Source organism: Dactylosporangium darangshiense, from assembly GCF_039537565.1.
GTDB lineage: Bacteria > Actinomycetota > Actinomycetes > Mycobacteriales > Micromonosporaceae > Dactylosporangium > Dactylosporangium darangshiense.
Window position 1 is genome coordinate 1 of sequence record NZ_BAABAT010000091.1, and the last position, 18,237, is coordinate 18,237.

Consider the following 18,237-nt stretch of genomic DNA (forward strand, 5'->3'; position numbering starts at 1 on the left):
CATCTGGCGCTGCTGGCAAGACAACGTCCCCTACAACCCAGCCGCCCACGGCGCCCTCCAAACCCTCCTCAACCAAGACCAACCAACGGCCGCCCGACCCAGGGGTTGACACAGGGCAACTCAAGCCACCGCGGCGCCGAGTTCATGCGGGCCATCATGCCGCACGATCATCCCGGCCGGCGCCCCGATCCGCCGGGACCGCCCGGCGCGGTCGTCCGGCGGCGCATTCCGGGAGCCGAGTGCTGGGCGGGCGTTCGCCGGGTGGCTACCACGGCAGGCCGCGCAGGTCGATCAGGCCCGGGGGCCAGTCCGTCAGCGGGCGGCGGCCGGGGCGGACGAACGTCGGCCAGTGGCCCTCGCGGACGGTTCGGGCGTCGGACACGGCGAGGTGGCGGGTGGGGTTGGCGACCGCGGTCCAGCCGGTCCGGGCGTAGAAGCCGGCGACCGCCTCGCGGCACTGCAGGAAGCCGAAGTCGGCGGCGAACGGGCCGCCGCGCAGGTGCGCGTCGAGGGCGCGCATCAGCTCGGCGCCGAGGCCGGTGCCGTGGTGGCTCGGTGCGACGGCCACGTCGCCGACGCCGGCGATCAGGACCTCGCCGGACTCGGTGCCGGCGAGGCGGCGCTCGATGCCCAGATGGGCCAGCGGGGTGCCGTCAGCGTCGGCGAGCCAGATCCGGGCCTGCTTGCGCGCCCAGGACGCCGGCCAGGAGCGGTCGGGTGCGAACTCGGGGCCGGGGAACGCCGCCTGCAGCAGGGCCGAGAGCGCCGCGTGGTCGGCCTCCGACAGCGCGGTCTCCCAGGCCGTGACGACGCGCATGGTCATGGTCAGTGGAACTTGCGCGCGGAGCTGTCGCGGTTCTGGGCGGCGGGGGAGTCGGAGAAGGCGCGGCCCAGCAGCTCGTGCTCGGCGCGGCGCTGCTCGCTGACGTCGCGCAGGGTGACGACCATGCCGCGGACCAGGCGGTCGTCGCGCAGGTCCCGGAAGATCACCTCGACGAGCACGCGGGTGCCGTCGGGGCGGCGCAGGCTCCACAGGTCGCGGGTGCCGTCGCGGTCCTCGGCGCGGGCCCGCTCGACGGTGCGCAGGACCTGCTCGCGGTCCTCGGGCGCGACGATCTCGCGCAACGTGGCGAACGGGGTCGGCCAGATGCCCAGCAGGTCGGCGACGGACGGGCTGGTGTACCGGATGCGCTGGTCGTCGTCGAGGACGAGCACGACGTCGGTGCCGTGCTCGGTGACCGCGCGCAGGTACTCGTCGCTGTCGCGGCGGCTCGCCGCCTCGGTGAGGCCGATGCGGGCCAGGGCGAGCGCGGCCTGTGCGGCCACGACGGAGACGGCGTCGAGCGCGGTGACCAGGTCGCGCCGCGGCGCCGCGACGTAGAGCACGCCGGCGTCCAGCGGGCACACGAGCACGTGGTCGTGGCCGGCCAGGCGCGCGCTCCACAGCGGCGGGATGTCGGCGACCGGCTGGATGCGCGGCGCGGACAGCTCGCCAAGGGGCATCAGGTCGGTGAGGCTGAAGTCGACGACGGTGTCGTGCGGTGCGTCCTCGGGCAGCAGGGTGCGCACCGCGGCCCGCACGGCGTCGGCGACCTGCCCGGCGTCGGCGGCGCCGACGAGGACGGTGCCGGCCTGGCGCAGGGCGCGCTCGCGGCGCAGGGCGCTGGCATGCTTGCCGACGGCGTCGCTGAGCCGCACGACGAGCAGCACGAGTGTGATGCCGGAGGCGACCGCGATGACCGGGCCGTCGTGGACGCCGCCGGTGAGCGCCTGCACGAGCAGGACCAGGGGTGCGAACGCGACGCAGGCCAGCAGCAGGGCCATGCCCAGGCCGTGCACCGGCTCGCGGGCGGGGCGCACCGGGCCGGCCGGGGGAGCGGTGAGCCGGGCCATCGACGGCAGCAGCGCGGCGGCGCCCCAGGCGGCGTAGAGCAGCACGTAGGCGGCGTCGGCCGGGCCGCCGGGCTGCAGGCCGCCGCGGGCCTGCCCGACACCGTAGGCGGCGTCGCCGGCGAGCATGCCGGCCGCGCCGATCGTGAGCAGGATCGCCGAGGCGTTGCCGGGTGTGGCGGTCACCAGGCGGGTCGTGACGACCAGGACGATGACGTCGCCGAGGGTGAACGCGGCCTGCATCGACCAGTCGGCGGCCGTCATGCCGCCGCCGGCCATCCGCGGCGAGGCGATGAACACCCAGCTGGCCAGCAGCCCGGTGGTGCCGAGGGCGAGCAGGTCGAGCAGGCGGCTGCGGTCGTCGAGGAAGACGCTCTCGCGGGTCAGGCCGATGAGCGCGATCGCCACGATCGGGAACATGGCCAGGTAGGACAGCTGCGCGAGGGCCGGCGGGTCGCCGTCGGGCGTGACGAGGCCGTAGACGAAGTCGCCGAGCATCATCGCGACCAGTGACGCGGCCAGGGCCCACCACGGGCCCGAGCGCTGCGGGCGGATGCGCACGATGCCGACGACGATCGCGCCGGAGGCGAGCAGGCCGATGCCCGCCCAGGCGACGGAGTCCAGCCCGGGCCGGAGGAAGAGCAGGCCGGCCAGCCCCGCCATGAGCACGGCGTAGCCGATCAGGGGTCGCCTTCCGTCAAGTAAGCCCATCGAAACCCTCACCGTTGGATAACGATTCTTATCACATTGGCGGTCCTCAGCGCAGTCCCTCGAGGTCGCCGAGCAGCCACGGCATCACCCATTCGCGGCGTTCCCGCTCGACCTCGCCGGTCATGGCGCGGCTCGGCATCTCCGCCAGGAGCAGAAGACAGAATTGGATTCGGTACAGCATGAGCCGCACCCGCTCGCTCGCCGTGAAATCGTGCGTTTCCGTGCCGTAGTACCCGCGCAGGACCGGGTGGCCCGGCTCGTGCTCCATCCGCCGGCCGATCGCGGTGCAGACGAAGTCGTAGAGCGGGTCGCCCCAGAAGTACCGCTCGCCGTCGACGAGCCCGGTGAGCCGGCCGTCGGCGCACAGCACGTTGCCGTCCCACAGGTCGAAGTGGACCAGCGAGGCCCGGCGGACCTCGGCGAGGACGCCGGCGTGCCGCTCGACGGTCGCCATGACCTCGGCGTCGGGCACCGGCAGCGCGACGCCCCAGTCGCGGGCGTCGGCGAGCAGGTCGGCGGTCATCGCGGCGAAGGCGTCCGGCCAGGTGGCGCCGCCGGCGCGCCCCTCGCCGTCGTAGCCGAACCGGTCGTTCGTGACGGTGTGCAGGTGCCGCAGCGCCGTGCCGAGCTCATGGCGTACCGAATCCTCGGCTTCCGGGTTTGCACCGAGCTCGGTGAGCGGGCGTCCCGGCAGCAGGCCGACCACGACGACCTCGTCGTCGGCGTCGAGCACGGCCGGCACCGGCACTCCGCCCGCCGCGCCGGCCAGCCGGTAGTAGCGGGCCTCGGCGGCGATGACGCCCCGCTCGTAGCGCAGCAGCGGCACCCCGGCGGGCGGCCCGATCTTCACGACGGCCTCGGTGCCGTCGTCGAGCACGACCCGCCACACGGCGGCGAACGTGCCGCCGGAGAGCGGTCCACAGTGGACGGCAATGCGGCCGAAACGCTCGCGGAGCAGGGCGGCGACGGCCTCGGGGCGCAGCTGGCGCTGCGTCGGGCTGATGACGGCGGACATCCGCACACCTTACGCTCGCCGCGCCGCGCCCGGATGCCCGTCGGTTCTGCATTGGCGGACATCACCGTCATGATCGGAATTTACATTGATGGGGCTTTTTAATGGCAGAAAGGGTGGTGCAGTCGACCTTGCTGGTCATAACGTGCACGAAAGCGCCTGACTCAATGGGGAGGCCAAGTGAGGAAAAGGCTCGCGAGTATCGCCGTGGCCGGCCTGATCGCCGGCTCCACGGTGGTGATCGCACAGGCACCGGCGGCCGCGGCACCAACGTCGCCGCACGGTGACCTCGCGGCGGGGATCAAGCGGCAGCTCGCCGCCGGGATCCAGGTCGTGCCGAAGCAGACCGCCGCCGGCAAGCTGGCGGCCACCGGCGCGGCGAACCCGTACACCGCGCTGCTGCGCGACCCGTCGAAGGTCGACAAGTACTACTGGTCGGAGCAGGCCAAGGCGGCCGGCCAGGCCCGGTCGCAGCAGAAGGCCCCGCTGCGCAACTCGCTCGCCGCGGCGACCCCGCCGCTGGTGCACGACGAGGCGGAGCCGAAGGGCACGCACGGCAGCAATGACTCGCACGCCACCGCCGAGCTCATCAAGGGCTTCGGCACCGGTAAGAAGCTCAACAACCGCGTCCGCGTCCTCGGCGAGTTCTCGCCGGAGGTCGCCACGCCCTCGGCGCAGAGCCCGTCGACCGAGGACGACGGCTCGATCACCCTCGCACACGAGTTCGGCCTGGGCAGCGTGCGCAACGCCTACACCACCACCGGCACGATCGGCGACGGCCCGCACGGCAGCGCCGGCGACGCCAGCGGCGACTTCGACTTCTCCGCGGTCCACGCCTCGGCCGGGCAGCAGCTGACCGTCGCCACCTCCGGCGACCTCGACACCGTCGTGGTGCTCTACGACGCCACCGGCACGGTCGTGGCCGCCGACGACGACGGCGGCCCGGGCCTGCTCAGCCTGCTGGACTTCACGATCCCGGCCAGCGGCGACTACTACCTGATGGTCGCCGGCTACGGCCTGGGCACCGTGCTGCCCGAGGACCCCTTCGACTCCGGCAGCGGCCTGGGCGCGGGCAAGGAGGGCGCCTACGGCCTGTCGGCCAGCCTCGTCTTCTCCGACCTCGACTTCTACGCCGTCGACCTCGTCGCCGGCGACGTGCTCGGCGCCTCGGTGACCGGCCTTGGCACCCGCCTGACCGTGCGCGACCCGGGCGGGCGCGTCGTGTTCGGCTCCGAGCAGGACGCGAGCTTCATCTACGCGCCCAACGCGCCGCTGCCCGGCGGCGGCAACGCGGTCGTGTCCTACGTAACGCCCCGCGACGGGCGGTACACGCTCGAGGTCGGCGGCAGCGGCACCGGCCAGTACGACGTCACCGTCGAGGCGTACCGGCCCGGGCCGGAGGCCCTCGAGCAGGGCACGACGCAGACGCTGTTCCTCGACTTCGACGGCGCCCGCATCAACACCGCCATCTTCGGCGGCCCGGGCGTGCGCACGCTGAGCCCGCTGCAGGGCTTCCTCGGCAAGTGGGGTCTCACCGCCGCCGACGAGGACAAGGTGATCGACCAGGTCATCGCGGCGGTGCGGGAGAACATCCTGGCCGACGCGAAGGCCCGCGGCACCGACCCGCGGGTGGGGCTGACGATCCTCAACAGCCGCGACAACCCGGACGCGTTCGGCAAGCCAAACGTCCACCGGATCGTCGTGGGCGGCACGATCGCCGAGTCGGGCATCGACACGATCGGCATCGCGCAGTACATCGACCCCGGCAACTACGCCACCGAGGACACCGCGCTGGTGCTGCTCGACGTGCTCAGCGACCCGACCGGCGACGCCTCGCTCAACACGTACATCACCCCGGCCAGCAACAAGATCAAGTTCATCGGCCGGGCGCTGGGCAACGTCATCAGCCACGAGGCCGGGCACCTCTACGGCAGCTTCCACACCGACCCGCTCAACGCCACGCCCAACCTCATGGACGCCGGCGGCGCCTTCCCGGGCCTGTTCGGCGTGGGCCCGGACAACATCGGCGGCACCGCCGACGACGTCGACTACGACTTCGGCGAGGACGTCTACACCCCCGACGAGGGCCTCGCCGGCGTCGAGGACACCCTCAACACGACCGCCTGGGCCCTGGTGAAGGGCAAGGCGAAGTAAGGTCCGTCACCGGCCGGTATGGCACGCGTCCACGGCGGGGTTCTACCCGCCGTGGACGTGGTGGTGATCGGGGCGGGACAGGCCGGGCTGTCCGCGGCCTACTGGCTGCGCCGGCGCGGTCTGTCGTTCGTCGTGCTCGACGCCGGCGACCGGCCGGGCGGCGCCTGGGCGCGACGCTCGCCGTCGCTCGGCGTCGAGTCGCTGCACCGAATCTTCGACCTGCCCGGCATGGCCTTCCGCCCGCCGGCGTCCGGCGCGGCGGCCGACGTCGTCCCGGCGTACTTCCGCGACTACGAGCTCGCGTTCGACCTGCCCGTGCTGCGCCCGGCCCCGGTGCGCGCCGTCACCCGCATCGACGACGGCCTGCGGGTGCACACCGCCGCCGGGCAGTGGGACGCCCGGTCCGTCATCAACGCCACCGGCACCTGGCGCGCGCCCTACATCCCGTACTACCCCGGCATCGCCGACTTCGCCGGCCGCCGGCTGCACTACGCCGACTACCGCGGCCCGGAGGAGTTCGCCGGGCAGCGCGTGCTCGTCGTCGGCGGCGGCAACTCCGCCGTCCACGTCCTGGCCGAGTTGCCCGGCGCCTACTGGGTGACCCGCCGCGAGCCGGTCTTCCACGACGGCGAGTTCAGCGAGGACTACGGCCGGCAGGTGGTCGCGCAGGTCGCCGAGCGGGTCGAGGCCGGCCTGCCACCGCGCAGCGTGGTCAGCGTCACCGGCCTGGGCTACACGGCGCTGGCCCGCGAGGCGCTGCGCCGCGGCACGCTGGTCCGCCACCCGATGTTCGACCGGCTCGTGCCGGGCGGCGCGATGTGGGGCGAGCGCTTCGAGCCGTTCGACGCCGTCATCTGGGCCACCGGCTTCCGTGCCGACCTGGCCCACCTCGCGCCGCTGCACCTGCGCGAGCCCGGCGGCGGCATCCGCATGGCCGGCACCCGGGTCGTTCGCGAGCCGCGCCTGCACCTCGTCGGCTACGGCCCGTCGGCCAGCACCGTCGGCGCCAACCGGGCCGGTCGTGACGCGGTGCGCTCGCTCGCCGCGGTTTCCTGACAGCGCTGGGCGCCGGGCGGGCCGTAGGGTGCGCGGATGCGCGTCGCGGTACTGGGACCCCTCGAAGTCGTGGCCGGTGCCGGCGGGGAACCCGTCGACGCCGGCACGCACAAGCAGCGGGCGGTGCTCGCCGCCCTGGCGCTGTTCCGGCCCCGGGCGGTGGCCGTCGACGCGCTCGTGGACCTGCTGTGGGGCGAGCGCCCGCCGCCGGCGCCGCTGAACTCGCTGCACGGGTACATCGCCGGCCTGCGCCGGGTCGTCGAGCCCGGCCGCGCCGCCCGGGGCCGCCCGTCGGTGCTGGTCACCGTCGCGCCCGGCTACGCGCTGCGCCTCGCCGACGACGACCTCGACGCCGCTCGCTTCGCCGCCGCCGTCGACGACGCGCACCGCCGCCTCGCCGACCCCGCCGACCTGCCTTCCGTCCCGCCCGGGCTGGGCCACGCCGAGCTGGCCGAGTTCGCCGACCGGCTGGCCGGCGCCCTCGCGCTGTGGCGCGGCACGCCGTTCATCGAGCTCGACGACGCCGCCCCCGTGGTGGCCGAGCGCGCCCGCCTCACCGAGCTGCGGCTCGTCGCGACCGAGGATCTCGCATTGGTACGCCTGGTGCTCGGCCAGCACGCCACGGTGGCCGCCGACCTCGGCGCGGAGACGCGCCAGCACCCGTTGCGTGAACGCCTGTGGGCCCTGCGGGCGCTCGCCCTGGCCCGCGGCGGCCGCCAGGCCGAGGCCCTCGACGCGCTGCAGCAGATCCGGCGCACTCTGGCCGAGGAGCTCGGCGTCGACCCCGGCCCTTCGCTGCGCGCCACGGAGCTCGCGGTTCTGCAGCAGGATCTTGGGCCTGTCTTCTTGAAGGAGCCGGTGGTCCTCGCTGGGGGGACGCTGGTGGGGCGCGACGCCGAGGTGGGTGCGCTCGCCGGGCTGCTGGAGGAGGCCAAGGCCGGGCGGACCCGCTTCGCGCTGCTCGTCGGCGAGCCCGGCATCGGCAAGTCCCGCCTCGCCGCCGAGGCGGCCCGGCTCGCGGCCGCGGGCGGCATTGCGGTGCTGACCGGGCGCTGCTCCGAGGACGAGGGCGCCCCGCCGTTCTGGCCGTGGACGCGCGTGCTGCGCGACCTCGCCGCCGAGCTCGGCGCCGACGTGCTGCGCGAGCTCGCCGGCCCCGACGCCGCGCTGCTGCCCACGGGCCAGCCCGGCGCCGCCCGCGGCGGCGCGTCGGTGGAGGCCGAGCGGTTCGAGATCTTCGAGGCCGTCGCCCGGGTGCTCGCCGCCGCGGCCGCCCGCACGCCGCTGCTGGTGCTGCTCGACGACCTGCACTGGGCCGACGCCTCCTCGCTGCGGCTGCTGCGCCACCTCACCGACCACCTCGGCGAGGCCCGCATCGCGTTCGTCGCCACCCGACGCGCCCTGCCCGAGCCGAGCGGCATGCTCGCCGAGGCCGGCGTGGGCCTCGGCCGCCGCCACGCCCTGCGCCTCGACCTGGTGGGCCTGCCCGGCGACGCCGTCGCCGAGCTGGCCCGGGCCGCGACCGGCAGGCCGGCGCCCGCCGAGCGGGTCGCGGACCTGCGCGAGCGCACCGGCGGCAACCCGTTCTTCGTCGTCGAGCTGCTGCGCTCCGCGCCCGGCGTTCCCGGCGCCATCGGCGACGTCCTGGCCCGGCGGATCGCCCGGCTGCCGGAGGCGGCGCGGCAGCTGCTGCGCTGGGCGGCGGTCGTCGGCCGCGAGTTCGACCTCGACGCGCTCGCCGCCGCGGCCGGGGCCGACCCCGACGACGCGCTCGACGACCTCGACCCGGCGCTCGCGGACGGGATCGTCGTCGAGGACGCCGAGCCGGGGCGGTTCCGGTTCTCGCATGCGCTGGTGCGCGACATGGTGTACGAGTCGCAGCCGGCCACCCGCCGGGCCCGCCGCCACGCCGCGATCGCCGCCGCCCTGCAGGACGGCCACCCGTCGGAGGCGGCCCGGCACTGGCTCGCCGCCGGCCCGTCACACGCCGGCGCCGCCTGGCGGGCCGCCGCCCGCGCCGCCGAGCGCGCCCGCGCCCTGCACGGCCACGAGGAGGCCGTCGCCCTGCTCGCCGCCGCCCGTGCCGCGCAGGCCCGCGACCGCGCCGCCACCGCCGCCGACCGCTACGACCTGCTCATGGCGCACGCCGACGCCTGCCAGTGGGTCGGCGACCGCGACGGCCAGCTCGAGGCGATCGACCTGGCCTGCGCCGCCGCCGACGAGCTCGGCGACGTCGAACGCCTCGCCCGCGCCGCGGTGCGCACCCCCGACGGCTCCATGTGGACCGTCCGCGACCACCCCGTCGTGCACGCCCCGGCGATCGCCGCCCTGCGCCGCGTCCTGCGCGGCCTGCCCAGCGCCGACGGCGACCTGCGCTGCCGCGCGCTGCTCACCCTCGCCGGGGAGCTGTACTACGCCGCCGAGGACGCCGAGCCGCTCGTGGACGAGGGCGTCGCGATGGCCGGCCGCCTCGGCGATCCCGACCTGTTCGCGTGGGCGGCCGGCGCCGCCTTCCAGGCCGGCTGGCGCCCGGACGGCGCCGAGCGGCGCTGGGAACTCACCGGCGAGGCGCTCGCCCAGCCCGAGCTCGGCGGGTCGCCGGCGCGCCGGGAGGCCCGGGCGCGGCTGCTGACGTACCGTGCGGCCGCCGCGCAGCAGACCGGCCGCATCGAGGCCATGTGGCGCGCCACCGCCGAGGCGCGCGCCGAGGCCGAACGCCTGCGACTGCCGTTCCCGCTGCTCGTGGTCAACAACATCGAGACGATGTGGCGGGCGATGCAGGGCCGCTTCGACGAGGTCGAGGCGCTGCTGGTGGAGCAGGCGGACATCAGCTCGCGCACCCTGCTGCCCGCCCGCCGGTACTTCGGCTTCGTCCCCGCCCTCGTGCGCGCCTGGCAGGGCCGGGCCGGCGAGGTGGTGGCGGCGCTGCGCCCCGTCTACGAGGCCGCGCCGCGGATGGCCGCCACGGCCTACCTGCTGCTCCTGCTGCATGCCGGCAACCTCGAGGAGGCCGCCGAGGTCGTCGACCGCCTCCCGCAGTCGCCGGACGCCACCTCGTGGTCGGCGCCGTTCGACCTGTCGGTGACCGCCTACGGCGCCTTCGCCGTGTCGCGCCCGGCGCTGGCCGCGGAGGTGTACCGGCGCCTGGCCCCGATGGCCGGCCGGGTCGCGGTCGCCGGCTCGGCCGCCCCGATCGGCCCGGTCGACGCCTACCTGGCCCTGGCCGCAGCGGCGTCGGGCGACGCGACCGCGGCCGAGCGCCACGCCCGCGACGCCGAGGCGCTCATGGCCGACTGGGACATCCCAGTGGTAGCCAAGTGGTTCTCAAGCACCTTCGGGCACGGTGAGCTCCGACATTCCGAGTGAGGATTTGAGGAGCATGGAGATGACGGTTCTGGTGTGCGGCGCGACGGGCAGCATCGGCGCGCCGGTGGTGGCGGAGCTCGTCCGCCACGGCCACCCGGTGCGGGCGCTGGTCCGCGACGCCTCCCGCGCGGCGGCCCTGCCGGCCGGCGCCGACCCGGTGTACGGCGACCTGCGCGACCCCGCGGCCGTGGCGACGGCCCTGACCGGCGTGACGGCGGCGCTGTACGTCTCGCCGCACGACCCGGACGAGGTCGCGATGGCCGAGCGCTTCGCCGCAACCTGCGAGCGCCTCGGCGTGCGCTTGATCTTCGCCGGCGTCTACGCCGACGGCCGCACCGCGCTGCACCGCTGGGCGATGCGCACCCTGTTCGGCCTGATGGTCCCGCACTACCGCGGCAAGCTGCGCATCGGCGTCCGGATGATCTCGTCTACGGCCCGCCCGGTCGTGTTCGCGGTGACGAACTTCTACCAGAACGACGAGATCGTCCGCGAGGACATCCTCGACGGCCGCTACCCGCTGCCGGCCCACCCGAAGGGCCTCAACCGTGTCGACCTGCGCGACGCCGCCGTCATCATCACCCGCGCCATGACCGAGCCCGAGTTCCCGTCCGGCGGCTACACGATCGCCGGCCCGGCGTCGGTCGGCGGCATCGAGGCCGCGCGCACCTGGTCGGCCGCACTGGGTCGCCCGGTCGCCTACGAGGGCGACGGCGACTGGCAGGCCGTGCTGTCGCGCCGCCTGTCCGGCCCGAAGCTCGAGGACTTCAAGCGGTCCTATGCCTTCCTGGGCCGCCACGGCTTCGCAACATCGCCCGCCGACGTGGCCGCCACGACCCGCCTGCTGGGCCGCCCCCCGAGGGCTTACGCAGAGTACGCCCGCGACATGGCGTCCGCCTGGTCCGTTTGTTAAATCCCGTCGGGTGGGCTGCGCATTGACGGGTGCGACTGCCACAATCGTCGCCGTGGCTGACATTGGGTTACCGCGCCTGCGCTCTCGGGTACGTTCCGTTGCCGACGCCGTGAAGGCAACGCCGGGCATGTACTTCGGCGCGTTCCCCGCCGCCGACTGGCCCCTGGTCATCGCGGCCTGGACGGCCGCCGACCTGCTGCGCCTGGCCGAGGACGAGCCGCGGGTCGACCTGGTCCTGCACCGCGACGGCGCCCTGTCCGCCACGGTGCGCGGCGCCCGCGTGACCGCACCGGCCGCCGACCCGCAGCGCCCGCTCGCCGACGTGATCAGGGCCGGGATGTGGTACACCGAGCTGGCCCGCTCGACCACGGTCGACACCGCCCCGCCGACCACCCCGGCCCTGACCGACGGCCACTACGTGTGGACCGCCTTGACGGTGACCGTCCACTCCGAGCTCGAAGGTTCCCTGTTCGGCACCCCCGCCTCGCAGTGGTGGCGCGACGGCGTGCCCCGCCTCCGCGCGGTCCTGGCCACGCCGCGCCACCGCCCACCGGACGGCCACCGCGTCCACGTGACGGACGAGACAACCGGCGAGACCGCGGTTCTGCAGGGCCGGCGGCCTTGATGCTGACCGCCACCGTCGCGGTGGCCTGGACATCCCGGGACGACATCGACGAACGTTGAGGTGACCATGGAACAGGACGTGCAGCGACTCCACGCTTCGTCATTCGGCGCGGCGGCGGTCGCATACGCCGAGCACCGCCCCGACTATGCGCCGGCCGCTCTGCGCTGGGCCCTGGAGCCCGCACCCGGCCCGCGCGTGCTCGACCTCGGCGCCGGCACCGGCAAGCTCACCGGCTCGCTCGTCGCCCTGGACGCCGACATCGACGTCATCGCGGTCGAGCCCGACCCGTCCATGCTGACCGAGCTGCGCCGCGCACTGCCGGCCGTCCGCGCGCTGCCCGGCAGCGCCGAGTCGATCCCGCTGCCGGACGCGTCCGTCGACGTCGTGGTGGCCGGCAACGCCCTGCACTGGTTCGACATGGCCGTCGCGGGCGCCGAGATCGCCAGGGTCCTCGCGCCCGGCGGCATCCTGGCCGGCCTGTGGAACGTCATGGACGACCGGGTCGACTGGGTCGCCGAGCTCGAGCGGGTCGGCGGCAGCGCCGCGATCGGGCCGCGCGACACGTTCAGCAGTTGGCGCGCCGCGACGGCGGGCCTGCACCTACCCGACGACGGCGCGGCCGCCCGGTTCGGCTCGCCGGAGCAGGCCGAGTTCGCGCACGGCCAGCTCCGCACCGCCGGCTCGCTCGTCGAGACCATCGCGACGCGCGCGGGGGTGCTGGTCATGCCGGACCAGGACCGAGAGGCCACGCTCGGGCGGATTCACGATCTCCTCGCGAGCCGGCCGGAGACCGCCGGCGGCGAGTTCACCCTCCCGATGCTGACGGGCGTGTTGCGCGTGCGCCAGGTGTGACTATTCGTGATCGAGGAGCCGGCTGATGGCGTGGCGCTCGAGGAACCGCGCGACGTCGTCCGGGTCCTCGAGCGGCAGCGGATACACCACCAGCCGATCCACCCCCAGCTCCGCGTACTGCTCCATCTGCCCGGCCGAGAGCGGCCCGAGCTGCATCCAGGTGATCTCCAGCCGGCCCAGCCGCGGCGGCCGGGCCGCGAGCCGCGCCGCCTCGGCGAGCCCGGCGAGATGCCGGCGCAGATCCGCCGGGGAGTCGCCGTTGCCGAACCATCCGTCGCCCCGCAAGACCGCCCGCCGGAACGCCGCCGGGCTGTGGCCGCCGATCACGATCGGGATCGCCCGGACCGTCTCGCCGCCCGGGCGCGGGTGAGCGTCGACCTTGGCGAAGGAGACGAACGTTCCGTGGTACGCCGGCGCCTCCTCCGTCCACAGGGCGCGCATCGCGTCGATGTACTCGTCGGTGCGCCGCCCCCGGCCGGCCATCGGCACGCCGACCGCAGTCATCTCCGGCTCCAGGTAGCCGGCGCCGACCCCGAGCGTCAGCCGCCCGCCGCTGAGCACATCGAGGCTGGCCGCCTGCTTCGCCAGGACCACCGGGTTGCGCTGCGGCAGGATCACCACGGCCGTGCCCAGCCGGATCGTTGTCGTCACGGCGGCCACATACGCCAGGTGCACCAGCGGATCCACGATCGGATCGGTCGGGGCCATCGGCGACTCGGGAGTGCGTGGGCTGGGCAGCACCACGTGCTCTCCGGCCCACCACGAGCGGTAGCCGAGCTCCTCCGCCAGCCGGGCCAGCCGAGCCGTCGCCCGCGGGCCGATGGCCGCCTTCGCGTTGAGTCCGTTGACGCCGAGTTCCACGCCTCCATCCTGCGCGTCGTCCCGGCCTCCGGTCCAAGACCGACCGCTATAACCTTTGGTTATGGATGTGCACGTGCGGGACCTGCGGTACTTCGTGGCCGTCGCCGAAGAGCTCAGCTTCACCCGCGCGGCCAACCGCCTGCACCTGTCGCAACCCGCGCTGAGCAAGCAGATCCGCCAGCTGGAGCGCACCCTGCGCACATCGCTGTTCGATCGCGGGCGCACGATCGGCCTGACCGCCTCCGGCGCCGCCCTGCTGCCACACGCACAACAGCTGATCGTCCAGTGGGACCAGGCCCGCCGGGCGGTCACGACGGCGGCGTCCACATCGGACACAACGCTGACCGTCGGCTTCCAGACCAGCATCGGGCGCGGCCTGATCCCGGCGGTGACCGCGCGCATGGCGCAGGACCTGCCCGGGTGGCGGCTGACGTTCCGCCAGATCCCGTGGGCCGACCCGAGCGTCGGGTTCGACGCGGACGAGGTCGACGTCGCGATCGCGTGGCTGCCGCTCCCGGCCGACGACACGCTGTCCTCGAAGGTCGTCACCGTCGAGGACCGCTGGGTCGCGCTGCCGCTCGGCCACCGCCTGGCGCGCCGCAAGCGCGTCCCGTTCGCGGAGCTCGCCGCCGAGCCGTTCGTGGCCCTGCCGGCCAGCTCCCCGGCGCTGCGCGACTTCTGGCTGGCCGCCGACCACCGCGACACCCCCGCGACGGTGGCGATGACGGCGGGAACCGCGGACGAGACCTTCGAGGCGGTGGCGGCCGGCCACGGCGTGGCCTTGCTGGCGGCCGGCAACGCCGAACTGTACCAACGCGACGACCTCGTCTTCCGCCCCGTCACCGGACTGTCACCGAGCCAGCTCGCGGTGGTCTGGCGCACCGGCGACACCCGCGAGGCGGTGCACATCTTCACCGCGGCATGTTGCCGATGCGCATGAGCCCCGAGATCCGCCCGGCACGCTCGGCACCGGCCGCCTGCTGTGGAACGTGTGCGATGGGTCCGTTTCAGGTTCCGGCGACGGTCCTGATCGTGCGGATCGCCTCGGCGACTCCGCCGGACCATGGTGTGCCGTGGCCCGGCAGCACCCACGATGCCTGAACGCTTTCGAGGTGGTGCAGCGACGCCAGTGCCTGGTGCGGATCGTCGGTGAATGGTGCCGGTTGCGGGCCGCGCTGTCCGGTCAGTACATGCCGGGTGGTCATTGCGTCGCCGACGAAGACTGCGTCGGCGACGGGCACGTGGATGGCGACGCTGCCCGGCGAGTGGCCCGGCATGCCGATGATGTGTGGCGCGCCGGGCAGGTCGAGCACCTGGCCGTTGTGCACGGCGACGACCTCGGTGAGGTGGGTGGTGCGAAGTCCGCCCTTGCGCATCGCGTACCAGAAGAAGCCGACCGTCGCGCCGAGCTTCATGCGTCCCCACGAATTGTCGGCTTTGACCTCGCCTCGCGCGCGGGCGGCGTCGGCCTCATGGATGTACACCGGGACATCGTGATCGCGCCGGAGCCGCTCGGCGAACCCGAGGTGGTCGCTGTCGCCGTGGGTGAGGACGACGCCCCGGATGTCGTTGACCGATCGGCCCATGTCGGCGAGTTCGGCCTGCAGGTCGTGCCAGTGTCCGGTCATGCCGGCGTCGATGACGGTCACGCCTTCGTCCGTGTCGACGAGGTAGGCGGCCACGATGTCGTTGCCGATGCGGTGCAGGTGCGGTGCGAGCCTCATCGCCGTACCTGCGCCGGGATTGCTATCGTCAGCATGATAGCTATCCTATGTAGCCATCATGGCTACGGTCAATAGCCATGGGTGTGACCCCGCGATCCGGAGGAAGTGGCATGCCGACGCCTGATCGGACCTCGCTCGAAGCGATCGTCCAGGCCGGACGCGACATCCTGGAGTCAGCGGGTATCGCCGGCCTGACCATGCAGGCCGTCGCCGACCGGGTCGGCGTGCGCGCGCCGTCGCTGTACAAACGTGTGCGCAACCGCGACGACCTGGTGCGCCTCATCACCGAAGCCACCGTCCGCGACCTCGGCGAACGGCTGACGACGATCGGTGCGGGCACCGATCCGCGCCGCGACCTGGCCGAGCTGGCCCGGGCCTTCCGCGCGTTCGCGCACGCCCGGCCGATGGGCTACCGGCTGATCTTCGCACCGAGACCCGACCTCGACGGGCCCAGCACCGAAGCGCTCACCCGCGCCATCGAGCCCGTGATGCAGGTGGCCGTGAACCTCGCCGGCGAACACCACGCCCTGGAGGCCGCGCGCACGCTCACGGCCTGGGCAAACGGATTCATCAGCATGGAGCTGGCCGGCGCTTTCAAGCTCGGCGGCGACATCGACCAGGCATACGAGTTCGGCATCGCTCGTCTCACCGACGCACTCGGCGGGCGGCCGCAGAACTGAACAGCGCTCATAGCGTGGTCGTGTGGCGTTGACGGGCTACCGTTGGGACGGTGATCCGTACAGTAGCACTGATCGGTATCGACGGTTCGGGCAAGAGCACGCAGGCTCAGTGGCTCGCCGACTGGCTCACCCTGACCGGCACACCGGCGAGCTACCACCGCAACGCCGCCGGCCGCGTCTTCTTCGGCCGGGTGGCCCGGTGGCTCGGCCGCCGCGACGCTGAGCACCTGCTCGGAGTGCGGATGTTCCTGCTGGTCGAGACGGCGCTGCGTTGGCTGGTCATCGCGCGCGCCCTACTGCTGGCCCGGCTGACCGGCACGGTGGCGGTGATGGACCGGCACACCGCATGTCAGTACGTGAGCATCACCGTGCGCGGCGGCCGGCCACGGTTGGCACGCCTACTGTTCGCCGCGTTCCCGGCGCCGGACCTGATCTGCCACCTTGCGGTGCCGCCGGAGGTGGCACAAGCTCGAGTCGACGCGCGGGGCAAGGACCACGAGGAACTGGACTACCTGAAGGCGTGCGACCACGCCTACCGCGCGCTGCCCGAGGCCCCCGACTTCACCGTGGTGGACGCTGCCGCCGACCCGGCGACCGTGCAGGCCGACCTGCGCCGCGCGGTGCTGGCCCGGCCGGCGGGCCGACGGCCGAGGACGGTGCAGTACCTGCTGCCGATCGGCTGAGCCGCGCCGTCCTGCCTGGCCGCCGTGATCGCTCCGTAGCTCATTCACGATGCGCAGATCGCGTGTCGAGCGCTCGGTGCGGGTTGCCGCGGAGTTGACTGCGCGACGGGAGGATCACCTTGGGTCGCGCCGCAGCGGGTGGTCGGCAGGGACCTCGACGAACACGATACTCACGCCGTCCGGATCCTCGATCCACATCTCGACGAGTCCCCACGGCTCTGGCCGGGGTTCACGCGTGACCGTCACTCCCGCCGCCGCAAGTCGTTCGTGCTCGGCTCGTACGTCGCGGACCTGCAGCCAGATCCGCAGCGGCCCTCCTGGCCCGTCGTGGGATGTACCGGACACCTCGAGCAGTCCTTGGCCAAGGAAGAAGACCAGCCCCGGGTTCTCAGCCGGCCCGAACTCGCGATGGACCGCGAGTCCAAGGATGTCCCGGTAGAAGCGGCGACTGCGTTCCGGGTCGGACGGGCGTAGCAGGATACGGCTACTGAGTATCTCCATGGCTCGATCATGCCGTGGTACGGCCGGCCGGCAACGCTTTCCACGCCAGAACGTGCCGCGAGACGGGCACTACGTGGTGTGCATCCAGCGCTCGAGCAGCGTGGGGTCGGCGACGGCGGACTCGACCTGACGGCGCTCCTGCGTGGTCAGGCTGAGTTGCCGGAGCCTGGCGCCCCACTCCGGGACGCGTTCCGGCTCCTCCAGCGCCGTCGACAGCTCGATGAGCACGGCCAGCGCCATTGCCTGCTGCGCGGCCGGTGCGCTGTCGCCGTGGCGGCGCAGTCCCGATTGCAATGCGCGGAAGGCGGCCCGGTCGTCGTTCTTGAACTCGCGCAGGATCCGCACGTTGTCCAGCACGCGGGCGAGCCCTTGCAACCGCTTGGAGCCGCCGTACTCCACTTCGGCCGGCTCGTCGCGCTGGATGAAGATGATCGAGTTTCCCGACGGGTCCATGATGGTGAACCGTGAGGCGCCGGGCCGGTAGCGCGTGATCCGAGGGAGCCCCTTGGCGAGCACCTTGCCGTACGTGCGGCGCATCGCCTCGGCGAAGGCTGCGTGGTACGGCGCGACCGTATCGACCAGGACCAGGCATCCGCCGGTGTTCTCCAGCGACGGGTCCACGGTGCTGGCCGCGCGCCCGTAGTGCAGCTCGAATCCGCGCCACCGGAAGGCCAGGTACAGGTAGGGCTTCGTCTGTTCGTAGTCCACGGCGAAACCCAGAGCGCGCCAGAAGGCCAGGGTCTCCTCCTGCGCCACACAGGGCAGCATCGGCACGATGGTCTCGTTGGGCGGGACACCGTCGTCAAGCATGCAGCGCCTCACTGTTCGACGGGGCGGGCAACGAAGCAGTCTGCCAAACCCGCGACCATCGCGCACATGAACACCGGGGCGCGCGGTGCCCGCTGCATCATCGATGCAGCGGGCGTGCTCGTGCGCGTCAGCAGGTCAGGTTGCCGCCTGCGGGGACACCCAGAATGCCGACGAACTGGTTGTAGAGGTTGACCCGGCTCTGCATCTGCGCGGTGTTGCCGCCGTTGCACTCGATGCTGTTGATCGCGCGGATCGTGGTGCCGAAGCCCTGGCCGTTCACCATCGCGTTGTGGGACGTCGTGCCCGCGTTGCCGGTGCCGGTCATCCAGTACCACAGGCCGGTCTGCCAGGAGATCGAGGAGTTCGTGGCCACGAGGTCGGGGTTGTTGAGCAGGTCGACGC

Annotated in this window: 17 protein-coding genes; 9 read left to right on the plus strand and 8 right to left on the minus strand. The window is 73.6% G+C overall.

Annotated features, from left to right (window positions below; genetic code table 11):
- Positions 1-265 precede the first annotated feature (265 nt).
- The 3 genes from ABD901_RS56625 to ABD901_RS56635 are packed head-to-tail and all read right to left on the minus strand — an operon-like array spanning position 266 to position 3,616.
- Positions 266-817 carry a GNAT family N-acetyltransferase gene (locus ABD901_RS56625; protein WP_345144338.1) on the minus strand — a complete coding sequence of 184 codons (552 nt, stop codon included), beginning with the start codon at positions 815-817 and terminating at the stop codon, positions 266-268.
- Between the two features lie 8 nt (positions 818-825).
- Positions 826-2,601, minus strand: a complete 1,776-nt coding sequence (locus ABD901_RS56630) for a PAS domain-containing protein (RefSeq protein WP_345144340.1) — start codon at positions 2,599-2,601, stop codon at positions 826-828.
- Between the two features lie 46 nt (positions 2,602-2,647).
- Positions 2,648-3,616 (minus strand): phosphotransferase family protein, encoded by a 969-nt coding sequence (locus ABD901_RS56635; RefSeq protein ID WP_345144342.1) that lies wholly within the window; start codon positions 3,614-3,616, stop codon positions 2,648-2,650.
- A 177-nt stretch (positions 3,617-3,793) separates the two neighbouring features.
- On the opposite strand from ABD901_RS56635, the gene ABD901_RS56640 reads away from it, so the two are divergent.
- The 6 genes from ABD901_RS56640 to ABD901_RS56665 all read left to right on the plus strand — a co-directional run bounded on the left by ABD901_RS56640 (position 3,794) and on the right by ABD901_RS56665 (position 12,576).
- A complete protein-coding gene (locus tag ABD901_RS56640) occupies positions 3,794-5,767 on the plus strand; it encodes a PPC domain-containing protein (RefSeq protein ID WP_345144344.1) in 1,974 nt (657 codons plus the stop codon).
- Between the two features lie 18 nt (positions 5,768-5,785).
- Positions 5,786-6,823, plus strand: coding sequence for an FAD-dependent oxidoreductase (locus ABD901_RS56645; protein ID WP_345144346.1), 1,038 nt, complete (start codon positions 5,786-5,788; stop codon positions 6,821-6,823).
- Between the two features lie 36 nt (positions 6,824-6,859).
- A complete protein-coding gene (locus ABD901_RS56650; protein ID WP_345144348.1) occupies positions 6,860-10,189 on the plus strand; it encodes an ATP-binding protein in 3,330 nt (1,109 codons plus the stop codon).
- A 19-nt stretch (positions 10,190-10,208) separates the two neighbouring features.
- Positions 10,209-11,099 (plus strand): SDR family oxidoreductase, encoded by an 891-nt coding sequence (locus tag ABD901_RS56655; protein ID WP_345144350.1) that lies wholly within the window; start codon positions 10,209-10,211, stop codon positions 11,097-11,099.
- 109 nt (positions 11,100-11,208) lie between these two features.
- Positions 11,209-11,724 (plus strand): hypothetical protein, encoded by a 516-nt coding sequence (locus ABD901_RS56660; protein ID WP_345144352.1) that lies wholly within the window; start codon positions 11,209-11,211, stop codon positions 11,722-11,724.
- Between the two features lie 66 nt (positions 11,725-11,790).
- Positions 11,791-12,576 (plus strand): class I SAM-dependent methyltransferase, encoded by a 786-nt coding sequence (locus tag ABD901_RS56665; protein WP_345144368.1) that lies wholly within the window; start codon positions 11,791-11,793, stop codon positions 12,574-12,576.
- Here ABD901_RS56665 and ABD901_RS56670 read toward each other — a convergent pair whose 3' ends face one another.
- Positions 12,577-13,437 (minus strand): LLM class F420-dependent oxidoreductase, encoded by an 861-nt coding sequence (locus tag ABD901_RS56670; RefSeq protein ID WP_345144354.1) that lies wholly within the window; start codon positions 13,435-13,437, stop codon positions 12,577-12,579. It abuts the gene before it with no gap.
- Positions 13,438-13,498: 61 nt separating this feature from the next.
- Here ABD901_RS56670 and ABD901_RS56675 point away from each other — a divergent pair, with 61 nt between their 5' ends.
- A complete protein-coding gene (locus ABD901_RS56675; RefSeq protein WP_345144356.1) occupies positions 13,499-14,377 on the plus strand; it encodes a LysR family transcriptional regulator in 879 nt (292 codons plus the stop codon).
- Positions 14,378-14,444: 67 nt separating this feature from the next.
- Here the strand turns inward: ABD901_RS56675 and ABD901_RS56680 are convergent, their stop codons facing one another.
- Positions 14,445-15,161, minus strand: coding sequence for an MBL fold metallo-hydrolase (locus tag ABD901_RS56680; protein ID WP_345144358.1), 717 nt, complete (start codon positions 15,159-15,161; stop codon positions 14,445-14,447).
- Between the two features lie 110 nt (positions 15,162-15,271).
- On the opposite strand from ABD901_RS56680, the gene ABD901_RS56685 reads away from it, so the two are divergent.
- Positions 15,272-15,841 carry a TetR/AcrR family transcriptional regulator gene (locus tag ABD901_RS56685; protein WP_345144360.1) on the plus strand — a complete coding sequence of 190 codons (570 nt, stop codon included), beginning with the start codon at positions 15,272-15,274 and terminating at the stop codon, positions 15,839-15,841.
- Positions 15,842-15,891: 50 nt separating this feature from the next.
- The gene (locus ABD901_RS56690; RefSeq protein WP_345144362.1) at positions 15,892-16,524 is read left to right on the plus strand and encodes a dTMP kinase; all 633 of its coding nucleotides are present in this window, start codon (positions 15,892-15,894) and stop codon (positions 16,522-16,524) included.
- A gap of 114 nt (positions 16,525-16,638) precedes the next feature.
- On the opposite strand, the gene ABD901_RS56695 is transcribed toward ABD901_RS56690, so the two are convergent.
- The 3 genes from ABD901_RS56695 to ABD901_RS56705 form a co-directional block, all read right to left on the minus strand.
- A complete protein-coding gene (locus tag ABD901_RS56695) occupies positions 16,639-17,025 on the minus strand; it encodes a VOC family protein (protein ID WP_345144364.1) in 387 nt (128 codons plus the stop codon).
- A gap of 69 nt (positions 17,026-17,094) precedes the next feature.
- Positions 17,095-17,835, minus strand: coding sequence for a VOC family protein (locus tag ABD901_RS56700; protein ID WP_345144366.1), 741 nt, complete (start codon positions 17,833-17,835; stop codon positions 17,095-17,097).
- A gap of 127 nt (positions 17,836-17,962) precedes the next feature.
- Positions 17,963-18,237, minus strand: a 275-nt coding sequence (locus ABD901_RS56705; RefSeq protein ID WP_345124557.1) for a chitinase, incomplete at its 5' end; no start/stop codon positions are given.

Coding starts and splice junctions, on each gene's coding strand:
- ABD901_RS56675 (WP_345144356.1), top strand. CDS start 13,499: ATGGATGTGCACGTGCGGGACCTGCGGTACTTCGTGGCCGTCGCCGAA.
- ABD901_RS56700 (WP_345144366.1), bottom strand. CDS start 17,835: ATGCTTGACGACGGTGTCCCGCCCAACGAGACCATCGTGCCGATGCTG.
- ABD901_RS56635 (WP_345144342.1), bottom strand. CDS start 3,616: ATGTCCGCCGTCATCAGCCCGACGCAGCGCCAGCTGCGCCCCGAGGCC.
- ABD901_RS56630 (WP_345144340.1), bottom strand. CDS start 2,601: ATGGGCTTACTTGACGGAAGGCGACCCCTGATCGGCTACGCCGTGCTC.
- ABD901_RS56685 (WP_345144360.1), top strand. CDS start 15,272: ATGCCGACGCCTGATCGGACCTCGCTCGAAGCGATCGTCCAGGCCGGA.
- ABD901_RS56665 (WP_345144368.1), top strand. CDS start 11,791: ATGGAACAGGACGTGCAGCGACTCCACGCTTCGTCATTCGGCGCGGCG.
- ABD901_RS56655 (WP_345144350.1), top strand. CDS start 10,209: ATGACGGTTCTGGTGTGCGGCGCGACGGGCAGCATCGGCGCGCCGGTG.
- ABD901_RS56645 (WP_345144346.1), top strand. CDS start 5,786: ATGGCACGCGTCCACGGCGGGGTTCTACCCGCCGTGGACGTGGTGGTG.
- ABD901_RS56625 (WP_345144338.1), bottom strand. CDS start 817: ATGCGCGTCGTCACGGCCTGGGAGACCGCGCTGTCGGAGGCCGACCAC.
- ABD901_RS56695 (WP_345144364.1), bottom strand. CDS start 17,025: ATGGAGATACTCAGTAGCCGTATCCTGCTACGCCCGTCCGACCCGGAA.
- ABD901_RS56650 (WP_345144348.1), top strand. CDS start 6,860: ATGCGCGTCGCGGTACTGGGACCCCTCGAAGTCGTGGCCGGTGCCGGC.
- ABD901_RS56680 (WP_345144358.1), bottom strand. CDS start 15,161: ATGAGGCTCGCACCGCACCTGCACCGCATCGGCAACGACATCGTGGCC.